This window comes from Pedobacter aquae, from assembly GCF_008195825.1.
In the GTDB taxonomy this organism is placed as follows: Bacteria; Bacteroidota; Bacteroidia; order Sphingobacteriales; family Sphingobacteriaceae; genus Pseudopedobacter; species Pseudopedobacter aquae.
Genome location: NZ_CP043329.1, coordinates 165,415 through 176,977 on the forward strand (window position 1 = coordinate 165,415; position 11,563 = coordinate 176,977).

General features: G+C 36.6%; 10 protein-coding genes. 4 read left to right on the plus strand and 6 right to left on the minus strand.

Annotation, left to right across the window (positions count from 1 at the left end; translation table 11 throughout):
- Positions 1 to 53 precede the first annotated feature (53 nt).
- Positions 54 to 611, plus strand: coding sequence for an OmpA family protein (locus FYC62_RS00840; RefSeq protein ID WP_237612898.1), 558 nt, complete (start codon positions 54 to 56; stop codon positions 609 to 611).
- 301 nt (positions 612 to 912) lie between these two features.
- Here FYC62_RS00840 and FYC62_RS00845 read toward each other — a convergent pair whose 3' ends face one another.
- From FYC62_RS00845 to fucP, 4 genes are read right to left on the minus strand one after another with little or no spacing between them, the layout of a single operon-like run.
- Positions 913 to 1,929, minus strand: coding sequence for a zinc-binding alcohol dehydrogenase family protein (locus tag FYC62_RS00845; protein WP_149073578.1), 1,017 nt, complete (start codon positions 1,927 to 1,929; stop codon positions 913 to 915).
- A gap of 12 nt (positions 1,930 to 1,941) precedes the next feature.
- Positions 1,942 to 2,769, minus strand: a complete 828-nt coding sequence (locus FYC62_RS00850) for an amidohydrolase family protein (RefSeq protein WP_149073579.1) — start codon at positions 2,767 to 2,769, stop codon at positions 1,942 to 1,944.
- A 4-nt stretch (positions 2,770 to 2,773) separates the two neighbouring features.
- Complete coding sequence (locus FYC62_RS00855) at positions 2,774 to 3,814, minus strand: aldo/keto reductase (RefSeq protein ID WP_149073580.1); 1,041 nt, start codon at positions 3,812 to 3,814, stop codon at positions 2,774 to 2,776.
- Between the two features lie 6 nt (positions 3,815 to 3,820).
- A complete protein-coding gene (gene fucP, locus FYC62_RS00860) occupies positions 3,821 to 5,071 on the minus strand; it encodes an L-fucose:H+ symporter permease (RefSeq protein WP_149073581.1) in 1,251 nt (416 codons plus the stop codon).
- A 115-nt stretch (positions 5,072 to 5,186) separates the two neighbouring features.
- Between fucP and FYC62_RS00865 the strand changes: the two genes are divergently transcribed.
- Both FYC62_RS00865 and FYC62_RS00870 read left to right on the plus strand, forming a co-directional pair.
- Entirely contained in the window at positions 5,187 to 6,212 is a 1,026-nt protein-coding gene (locus FYC62_RS00865; RefSeq protein ID WP_149073582.1) for a LacI family DNA-binding transcriptional regulator, read from the plus strand.
- Positions 6,213 to 6,540: 328 nt separating this feature from the next.
- On the plus strand, positions 6,541 to 9,360 hold the full coding sequence (locus FYC62_RS00870) for a S8 family peptidase (protein WP_168199344.1): 2,820 nt from the start codon (positions 6,541 to 6,543) through the stop codon (positions 9,358 to 9,360).
- Here FYC62_RS00870 and FYC62_RS00875 read toward each other — a convergent pair whose 3' ends face one another.
- Positions 9,361 to 9,918, minus strand: coding sequence for a thymidine kinase (locus FYC62_RS00875; RefSeq protein ID WP_081987604.1), 558 nt, complete (start codon positions 9,916 to 9,918; stop codon positions 9,361 to 9,363).
- 125 nt (positions 9,919 to 10,043) lie between these two features.
- Here FYC62_RS00875 and FYC62_RS00880 point away from each other — a divergent pair, with 125 nt between their 5' ends.
- A complete protein-coding gene (locus tag FYC62_RS00880; protein WP_149073584.1) occupies positions 10,044 to 11,033 on the plus strand; it encodes a hypothetical protein in 990 nt (329 codons plus the stop codon).
- On the opposite strand, the gene rodA is transcribed toward FYC62_RS00880, so the two are convergent.
- On the minus strand, positions 11,023 to 11,556 hold the full coding sequence (gene rodA, locus FYC62_RS17910) for a rod shape-determining protein RodA (RefSeq protein WP_317131503.1): 534 nt from the start codon (positions 11,554 to 11,556) through the stop codon (positions 11,023 to 11,025). The genes FYC62_RS00880 and rodA overlap by 11 nt on opposite strands.
- Between the last annotated feature and the right edge of the window lie 7 nt (positions 11,557 to 11,563).

The following is an 11,563-nucleotide window of genomic DNA, read 5'->3' on the forward strand; positions in this document are numbered from 1 at the left end:
TTTATTAATTTCGAAACCATTAACGCTAAAAAACAATGAATATAAGAATGACTATGATGGCATTATTAGCCATTACAATTTTTTACAGCTCTTGTAAATCTAAAAAAGTGGTAGCACCACCAGCGCCAGAACCTGTAGCTGCAGCACCTGCACCAGCTCCGGCACCAGCGCCTGTAGTAAAAGACACAGATAATGATGGTATTCCTGATGATAAAGACGAATGTCCTGAAGAGAAAGGAACAGCAGCATCTAAAGGTTGCCCTGAAGCAGTAGCGCAAGTGTTTAATTACAAAAATATTCAGTTTGAGTTTAACTCATCAGTTCTAAAAACTTCTTCTTATGTAGCTTTAGATGAGATTGCAAGAATGATGAAAACTAAGCCAGAAGCTAAATTTCAATTAAACGGGCATTCTTCTGCGGAAGGTACAGAACAAAGAAATATGATGCTTTCTGTTGACAGAGCTAATGCTGTTAAAGCTTATTTAGTAAACAACGGAATTAAATCAAGCAATTTAATTACCAAAGGTTTTGGCGAGTCTTCTCCTTTAGTATCAAATGATACAGAAGATGGAAGAGCGAAAAATAGAAGGGTAGAAGTTAAGCCGATGTAAGGATCGGTTGTCAGTTGTCAGTTGCCGGTTGCCAGTTATGAGTTGACAGTTGTCGGTTATCAGTTGCCGGTTTCGGGTTGCCAGAAAATCATTTATGCTTGCCAGTTATCAGGCTTTCTAACAAAAGAAGCGAACTTTTTTTCTGTAAAGTTCGCTTCTTTTATATTAGCGGTGTTTCTACTCATCGCTTTCCACCTCCAACCCTCTACTTTCCACCTTCCACTTTAAACTCTCCAATTTCCACGTTCAACTTAAAACTTTCCACTTAAAACCTTCCACCTCCAACTTAAAACCTTCCACTTTAATCCAAATCCACCACAGCTTTAATAACGCCATTTTCTGGATTTAGCCAAGTATGAAACTGATCTTTAACCTCGTCAAACTTTACACGATGTGTGATATAAGTGGTAGGGTCTACTTCTTTATTTTCCATAGCTTTTATCACATGCTCAAAATCCTCACGGGTAGCATTTCTACTGCTCATTAAGGTAGCTTCTCTTTTATGAAACTCTGGGTGACTAAAGCTGATATCGCCTTTTTGTAAACCTATCAAAACAAATCTTGCTCCATGTGCCATGTATTGGAAAGCGTTGTTGATGGCTTTTAAATTTCCGGTAGCGTCAATCACTACAGTTGGCATATCGCCATTGGTAATTCTTTTGAGTTCTTCAGTAACATCTGCCTGCAAAGCATTAATGGTATAATCAACTTTTAAACGCTCTTTACAGAAAGAAAGTCGGTTTTCATTAATATCTAAAGCAATTACTTTTGCTCCGGCAATACGGGCAAATTCCATAGTGCCTAAGCCAATGGGGCCTGCGCCAATAACCAAAACAAATTCGCCGGGTGTAACTTGTGCTCTTCTTACGCCATGGGCGCCAATAGCTAAGGGTTCTACCAAAGCCAAAGCATCAAAACCTAATTGATGGCCATGTAATAAAGCATAAGATGGAACCGATACATATTCTGCCATGCCACCATCAATATGAACACCAAAAACTTGTATTGCGGCACAGCAGTTAGGCTTCTGATTTCTACAAGCCACACATTTGCCACAGTTAAAATAAGGGATAAAACTTACCGATTCTCCAACTTTAAAATCAGGGGCACCGTCTACAGCTATAAGTTCGCCAGCTAATTCATGACCTAATATTCTTGGGTAGCTAAAAAAAGGTTGTGTGCCTTCAAAAGCATGAAGATCTGTACCACAAATGCCTATTCTTTTTATTTTAATGATGGCTTGTCCTTTTTCTAAAACAGGTTCTGCGGCTGTTCTGTATGCAAATTTCCCCGGCTCCTGGCATTCTAATACTTTCATGAATAATCTTTGTTATATATTATAAAATTTAGCAGCGTTTTCGCCCATCACCTTGTCTTGTTCTGTGCTGGATAAAGATTGGATATAAGTTTTAAAAATCTCTAAAACCTGTTTATAATCTGCGGCAACTCTGCAAACCGGCCAATCGCTACCATACATCAACCTATCTGTACCAAAAGCATTAAAAACAACATCCAGATAAGGTTCAAAATCCGCTTGTTTCCAATTTTTCCAATCGGCTTCTGTAACCATACCCGAAACTTTACAGGATACATTTTCATGCTGAGCAAGTTTTTTAATGGCTTTTTCCCAATCTGTAATTTTTTGATGTTTAATATCCGGTTTAGCGATATGGTCTAGTACGAAAGCTTGGTTAGGGAAAGTTTCAACCAAAGTGCTGGAGAAATCAATTTGGTCTTCAAAAATGAGGATATCATAAGTAAAGCCAAATTGCTGAAGTTTAGAAATACCATTCATAAACTCCTTTTTCAACATCAGCGCTCTATCTTGCTCGCCTTGTAAAACATGGCGGAAGCCCTTCATGATAGGAAACTGCTGGTAATAAGCCAAGCGTTCTTCTATATTGTCAGCTTGTAAATCAACCCAACCTACTACGCCTTTAATGAAATCATTTTTGGAAGCGTTAGCAAGCTGAAAATCATTTTCTTCTTCTGATTGATGAGATTGTACCGTAATACAAGCATCTAAACCATTTTCTTTTAAGATGGGATGTAAATCTTCAGGTAAATGGTTTTGCCTGATGACCGACATGTCATCCGAAATCCAATCGTATTTTATAGGGTCGTACACCCAGAAATGTTGATGTGCATCTATTTTCATATCCTTAAGAAATGCTTAAACTAGGTTTTAAAGTAATTAAATTTTCTTCTTCAAGTTTTTGCCAAAAAGCGTCGCAAATGTAATCATTTGCCATGGCTATATTACCTTCAACACGCTTAGGATTGCTGGTATTAAGCGCTATACTTTTTACACCAGGGGCCGATAAACCAAACTGCACACAAGCACTTGCAGGTTTAACATCAAAGTCGGCACATATTTTATAAAACTGGTCTCTCCACTTGAATAACTCTTGATGCTGGGGGTTATCTCTGCTTACAGGAACGTAGTTGTAAAAATCTCCACCAGTTAAAAAACCAGCATTAAACACGGCAGAATTGATGATGATTACTCCTTTTTGGCTTAAAACAGTCATGAAATCTAGTAATTCTTTGGGGTGACTGTAAACCGTCATGCTGTTGGCTATCATCACCCAATCAAAATCTAAATCAGCGCTAAGCTCTTTAATAATTTTCCAATCTTTAGCACCTATACCTATGGCCTTAACTTTACCTTGTTTTTTTAAGTCAAACAAAGCTTTATAAGCATCCAAAATGTTTTGATATCTTTTTGAACGATCTTCTGCCGAGCTTGCTGCTATTAAATACTCGTCTGGGTCATGTACAGAAAGCATTTGCGGGATATAACTGCCCAATAGCTGGTTACCTTGTTCAAAGCATTCTAAAATACCATGGTAGCTTATTTTTTGTACCGCATCGTTTTTAAGATTTTTCCAAACATAAGGCTCAAAAGTAGGTTCGTCGGTTTTAAGCTCGGTACGTAACCAACCTAATTTATTACTGATGATTACTTCTTCTGGTTTAACATTTAGTTTCTTCAGGCAATCGCCTAAAGCTTCTAAAGCCAAGCCAGCACCATATTTACCTGCACTATCAAATACCACAGGCTTATCAGCATGTAGAAAGCATTGTTTAACAATTTCTAGTTTGGTGTCATCATCTAAGGCCGTAAATAAATTGCCCAAGCTGCTGGTGCCAAAAATTACTTTTGGTATTTGAAATCCTTCGCTACTGTTTGTACTATTCATAAAAAATTAATGAGCTGCTGTAAGTTTTAAGTTTTCTATTTTGATGTTTTTAATAGCGAAATATAAGACCATCAATAGGCAAACTGCTGGTATGGTATAAGCTATTTGTATATTGCTGATGTCTGATACGGCACCCATAATCACCGGGAAAACTGCACCACCTACGATAGACATAATCACCAACGATGAGCCGTCTTTTGTTTTGCTTCCTAAACCTCTTACGCTTAAAGCAAAAATGGTAGGGAACATAATAGAAAGGAAGAATTGTACGGCTGTAAGTGCGTAAATGGTAAACATACCCGATGTAAATACAGCTACCAATAAAAGTAAAATAACAATGATGGTATAAGCAGCAAGTAATTTTGGCGGAGTGATAAACCTCATCAAGAAAGTACCTGCAAACCTGCCAATCATAAAGCCTAATAAAGCACCAGATAAATAATAAGCTGCTGAAACTTCATTAATACCTACTACATAACCACAAAAACGTATAAAGAAACTACTGATACAAACTTGTGCTCCAACATAGAAGAATTGGGCCATAACGCCTTGGATCAAGTTTTTTTCTTTGAAAATAGAACCCTTAGTTTCTAAAGAGTCATCTTCTTTTATTTCTGGAAGATGCGTTCTCCATAAAAATATAGCGACCAGCAATACCACTATCCCAATCACCATAAATGGTAATTGTACAGATGCTGCTTCCTGCTGTAAAAAGCTATCTATTTCGGCAGGAGATAAGCTACTTTGCGTATCGGCACTAAATTCTTTTCCTGATAGGATGAAACGCCCGCCTATGGCCGGAGCTAAGAAAGCTGCTAAACCATTAAAAGATTGCGCAAAATTAAGACGTTGTGTGCCTGTGGCAGGGTCGCCCAAAACCGTCATATAAGGGTTTGCTGCAGTCTCTAGAAAAGTTAAGCCGCTAGCAATGATAAATAATGCCGCTAAAAAGAATACAAAAGAACGTGTTTCTGCTGCCGGATAAAATAAGAATGCACCAATGGCAAACATCATTAAACCGAAAATAATACCGCCTTTATAGCCAAAGCGCTTCATAAATTTACCTGCCGGGATAGCAAATAGGAAATAAGCGATATAAGAGGCAGAGTCTATAAAAGCAGATTGTGTGTCTGTTAACTGACAAGCTTTTTTTAAGTGAGGGATAAGAATAGGATTGAGGTTTAAAGCAAAACCCCATAAAAAGAATAGCGAGGTAATTAAAATTACCGCAAATAAAGGTTTGTTGTTTGATTTCATTTTTTTTGAAGGTTATAATAGGTTATGAACAAATATAGCCTATTGGAAATCGATTTCTAAAATATTCTTTCATTTTTTTTAAACTGTTTTATGTAGTTTTATGGCTATCGTTCCCATGGCCAAAAGAGAAAAGAGAATTACCATTTATGATTTAGCAAAATCATTAAACATTGCACCATCGTCTGTATCTAAGGCGTTAAATAATTCGCATGCCATTAGCAGTAAGATTAAGAAAATGGTGGAAGATAAAGCCAAAGAGCTTAATTATGTCCATAACACCAATGCTGCTAATTTAAGACGGGGTTTTACCCGTATTATTGGGGTTATTGTGCCTAAAATAAATGAGTCTTTTTTTGCCAATATTATTGCCGGGATAGAAAAAGGTTGTGTGCAGCATGAGCATAGTTTAATTATTTGCCAAACCGAAGAGTCTTTAGAAAAAGAAGTAAATGCAGTACAAACCTTAATTAGGCAAAATGTAGATTGTATTTTAATCTCTTTATCTCTAGAGACACAATCTACAGCGCATCTGGAAGAAATCAAGAATAATCACATTCATTTTATACAATTTGATAGGGTATCACCAGCTATAGAGAGCTATACTGTTGTGAATGATAATGCAGCAGCAGCTTATCAAGCGGTAGCGCATTTAGCTAAACAAGGTTATCAGAAGATAGCGTATTTTGGTGGTCCTGCCCATTTAAATCTTTATCAGGAAAGAAAACTGGGGTATAAAAATGCACTTAAAGATTTAGGCTTAACCTTTAACCAGGCTTTTGTTAAAGATGAAATTATTTCTAAAGAAAATGGTTTACAAGAAGCTTTACGTTTGCTTCAGGCTGATGTTAAACCCGATGCTTTTTTATGTACTTCTGATTATGTTTCTTTAGGCGTTTTAGAAGCCTTAAAAACGCTAAACTTAACATCTCCAAAAGATATTGGCATTATAGGTTTTGCCAATGAGATGTTTACCCAATTGATAGCACCTTCCTTATCATCAGTAAATCAATTCAGTTATGAAATGGGCCAACAAATTGCCGAGCTTTATTTTAACGAAGTGATGAAGAATAAGGAAAATGAGGAGCTAAAATCTGTTAAAGTAAAAACAGAAATTGTTCAGCGAGCGTCATCAAGTAGGTGATTCATAAAAGCCTATAAAAACGTTAAGCCCCAAACCGGGGAGGAGTGGAGCTTAAACTAACCAATTATAAACCTAATTTTTATGATAGGAAAACCTAAAAATGTAATAAATACTTTGTTTATTACGATGGTGTAAAATTAACACTAACGCTTGAAGTAATTGTCATGATATTGTCATGAGCATATAATGCTTTTGTTACATAAATATGTTTTTACGGTTAAAAAAGCGTTTTTTGCACTTAAACATTACTTGAAAAAGCTTAAATTAGCGTTCATTTTTACACCATTTTATGAAAGGAAGTTCTTCATTACTAGTTCTTTTTCTGCTTATGAGCGTTTTAACGTCTCTAGCAGATGACAAGTTGAAGAATAGGAAGTTTAAACTTCCTGCAGGTGTAAGCTCCAAAGATTATATTCCCAATAGTTTAATCATTAAATATAAAAATATCAGTACCGCTACCAGCCGTTCTGTAGAAAACAAACTGATGGTAGGCAAGCAAAGGGTACAATTTGTAAAGCACCAGCCTGTTTTAAAAGTAAATTATCTTTATGAGCTTCCTTTACAGAAGCAACTTGCTTTAGATAAAGCTGGTGTAAATAAAATTTATGAGCTTGAATATCGTTCATCTGCACCTATAGAAGATGTTATCAATGTTTTATTAGAACAAGAAGAGGTAGAATATGCCGAGCCAAGGTATATTTACCATACCACTAATGCACCTAACGATCCTATTTTTATACAAGGATTTCAAAATAACCTTTTACAAGTAAAAGCCCTTGAGGGATGGGGTTTACAAAGTTCTGCTAATGGGCAAATTATTGCCATTATAGATTCTGGGGCAGATTTAGAGCATGAGGATTTAGCTGCAAACCTTTACCTTAACACCAACGACCCTATCAATGGGATTGATGATGATGGAGATGGCTATATAGATAATTACAGAGGATGGGATTTTGTTGGTGCTTCTTTTACTGGCGGTAGAGCGGATAATAATCCTGATATTCCAGCGGATAGCTTAGACCACGGGATGCATGTGGCAGGGATAGCAGCAGCGGTAACCAATAATGCTAAAGGTGTTGCTAGTATTTCCAGAGATGCAAAGCTGATGATTTTAAAAGCCGGCTCTGATGATAATGCTACCGCAATTTATAGAGGGTACGAAGCTATTTTATATGCTGTAAATAAAGGCGTTAAAATTATCAATTGCTCTTGGGGAGGCCCTGGCTTTAGCTCTTTTGGGCAAGATATTATAAACTTTGCAGTAAGCAATGGCTCTTTGGTGATAGCTGCTGCGGGTAATAGTGGAAGAGAAGGTTTAGACTATCCGGCAGCTTACAAAGGTGTTTTGGCCGTTGCAAATGTAAATGCTAATGATGTTAAGGCAGCTAGCTCTAGCTATGGCTTTGATGTGGATATTGCTGCGCCGGGGCAAAATTCTTTTAGTACCATTAACGGGAATGCTTATAGTGCAAAATCAGGGACATCTATGGCTACACCTTTGGTATCAAGTGCAGCCGCTTTGGTTGCTGCAAAATACCCTACTTTATCTGGGGTAGCCATTGGCGAGATATTAAGATTAAGTGCTGATGATATCAATTTGGTAAGTGGCAATGCTAGTTATCAGAATAAATTGGGTAAAGGAAGACTTAATGTGTTGAAAGCCTTACAAAATGCCTCATACGTAGCAATAAGGAAGCAAAATATTGTTATACAAGATAATTCTAATGGGATTTTAGCTGCCGGAGATACGGTAAATATGGCTATAGATTTAAAGAGCATTCTAGGAAATGTAAATAACTTAAGCGTGACATTGCATTCTGATAATTCGGATGTTGAGGTTATTACGCCTACCTTAATATTAAATAGTTTAAATGAGTTAGAAGTAAAACGTTTAGGTTTTTTTAAAATATTCTTATCGCCACAAACCCAAGAAAATAGAGAAATTACTTTCACTTTAAAGTATCAGGCTGTGGGTTATCAGGATGAGGAGTATTTCTCTTTAAGGGTAAACTTAGATTATCTTAATATCAATCATAATCAAATTGCTACCACACTAACCAGTAATGGAAGGGTAGGTTTTAGTTCAGACGATGCAGAGAATGGCGTGGGCTTTGTTTATCAGAATAAAAACTTGTTATACGAAGCCTCTTTAATGATAGGTAATAGCGCTACCAGAATTTCAAACAATGCCCGTTCACCACAAGTAGGCAGGGCAGAGGAAGATTTTCTAAAAATATCAAGACCTATAAAAGATAATACCAATACAGAAGCTTTAGAAGCTTTCGCTACTTTTAATGATTATGGCTCTAACAGTCCTTTAGATGTAGAGGTGGTAAACAGGCAGATAGCTTATCCTAACTCTCCTGATGATAAATATGTTTTGGTAGATTATATCATTAAGAATAAAAGTATTGTGCCCTTAAATGGGATATATGTTGGCTTATTTTGCGATTGGGATATAGAAGCTAGCGATAAAAACGTAGTTAAATATCGTCAGGATGAAGCTTTAGCTTATACCTATTCCCTTAATCCGGGTAATCCTTATGCGGCTGTGAAAGTGTTAAACACAGATGCAGGTATTCAGTTTTATCCTATGTCTTACCAATTGTCTGGAGATATTTTAGAAGATGATTCTTTTACAAAAGAAGAAAAATTCACCACCCTTAGCAGCGGAATTTTTAAAACCGAGTTGGGCGAAAGTTTGGATGGCTTAGATGTGATGTATACCATTGGGGCAGGACCTTATAATATTGCCTCTGGCGATTCTGTGCAAGTAGCCTTTGCATTTATAGCTGGAGATAACGTCAACGATATTCTTGCTTCTGCTGATGCGGCATCCCAAAAGTTTAGAAACATACAATTGGTAGTGCCCGAACCTATTGTTAGGTTTAAAGTTTCTCAGAATTATCCTAATCCTACAAGAAGTAATACAAATTTTGATGTTTTTTTACCCGAGGCTGGTGCTGTAAGTGCAGATTTATTTGATATTGGCGGCAGAAGGTTAAAGAATATTTACAATAACCCAAGTTTAAATGCGGGTAAGCATCGTATAGCTACCCAGGTTGATGATTTAAGTACCGGTATCTACTATGTTGAATTCCGTTATCGGGAAAGTAGGGAAATCGTTAAAATTATTGTGACTCGATAATTATTCAGAAGTATGGTAGCAAACGCGGCAACGTGGTTCGTAGCTTTCTTTTTCGCCTAAAAGTACTTTATTGGTGTTTTCTATCAATCTATAGCTGTAAAGTGCTGGTCCGCCACACCTAACACAAACCGCTTGTACTTTGGTAACTTCTTCGGCTATAGCCATTAAAGCGGGCATAGGGCCAAAAGGTTTGCCGGTAAAATCCATATCTAAACCGGCTACAATCACCCTAACACCTTTATTAGCAAGTTTTACGCAAACATCTGGCAATTCATCGTCAAAAAATTGAGCTTCATCAATACCCACAACTTGTGTATTGCTGCCATACAATAAAATAGCCGAAGAATGATCAACCGGAGTTGAGGGGATAGAATTTAAATCGTGAGATACAACAGCAACTTCATCATATCGGGTATCTGTTTTAGGCTTAAAAATTTCTACTTGTAGTTTTGCAATTTCTGCCCTTCTTAATCTTCTAATTAACTCTTCTGTTTTACCAGAAAACATAGAACCACAAATAACTTCTATGCTTCCTCCCAATTCGCTTTTTCTTTTCAAGATACCGTTTTTAATGATATAATTATTTGCTTCTGAAAACGTTCAGAAAAACGAATATCAGAATTTTAATGTTATTTTTGAACGAGTATTTACCAACATCGTTCAGCCGAGAAATATAAATCAATATGATGAATAAGCAGGAGATTTTAAAGAAAATAGGAAATATTATTCAAGAGTTAAATGAACAACATCAATACCTTAGTCAGGTTCAAAAGATAAATATTCTTGAGTTAGAGTTATTTACCGCTAATGCTGATTTCCTGATAGACCATATAGAAATATTAAAAAAACTGAACGATACTAAACTTTGGCAAGAAGATACGGCTAATGCGGCTAAACCAGTTTCAGTAGAGCCAGCTCCTGTAATAGAAAATTCCAAACCTGTTGAACTTGTATTTGAGCCCGAAGCTCAAGAGGAAGAAGTTCCCGAAGAAGCCTATACACCCGAAGAGCCTGCTATGCCGGTATTCAAATTTTCTTTTGATGAACCAGAGCCTACCGAAATGGTTTTTGATTTTGAAAAGAAATTGGCTGTAGATGAGGTTTTTGATAGAGTACTAACCGAAGAAGAGCAACGTGTTTTAGCAGAGAAGCAACAAGCTTTAGCACCTATTGCAGCGCCAGAAGCGCAAACATTTGATGTAGTAGAGGAGGAGGATACCCTAATGGAAGAGGAAGAGGTTGAGCCTTTTATCATTCAGCATGATACACCAGAAGAAATTGTAGAAGAGCCTGTTCAAACAGCACCGATAGAAATTTTCCAAGCTTCAACTCCTATAGACAAAATAACGCCGACAGAAACAGAAAAACCAAAATCTTTAAATGAGGTTTTGTCTGCCAGTAGAGAGAGTTCTAGTTCTAATTTATATAGTAAGCCTGTTGCAGATTTAAAAGCATCAATATCTCTGAATGATAAAATGATGTTTATAAAAGAGCTTTTTAATGGCTATAATTTAGCTTATAGCGAGGCTATAGAGATTTTAAACAGGTTTGATAATTTTGAAGCTGCTGATAATTTCCTAATGAAAAACTATGCAGATAAAAATAACTGGGCGCAAAAACAGGAAGTTGTAGACCGTTTATATGAAATTTTAAACAGGAAGTTTAAGAGTTAATTCCCATTCGGTTAGCATCAAGTTTAAGTAGGATAAATAGAAGTATCGTAAAACTGATTAAAGAAGAGCCTCCGTAACTTAAAAATGGTAGGGGTATACCTATAACAGGCATCAAACCAATAGTCATGGCGATGTTGATAAAGAAGTGGCAAAATAAAATACAAGCTACAGAATAGCCGTATATCCTGTTAAAAGAAGAACGCTGTCTTTCTGCCAATACCACTATCCTGAGTAATAAAACCAGATAGATAAGAATAACCGTAAAGCTGCCTATAAAGCCCCATTCTTCGCCCACCGTACAAAAAATAAAATCGGTACTTTGCTCTGGCACAAAGTTGAATTTGGTTTGAGTGCCTTGTAAATAACCTTTCCCTAGCAAGCCACCGGAGCCAATAGCAATTTTAGATTGGTTTACGTTATAACCTGCACCTCTTAAATCTGTTGAGATACCTAATAAAATATCTATCCTGCCCTTTTGGTGAGATTTCAAAACGTTATTGTAAACGAAATCTACGCTAAACATAAAGATG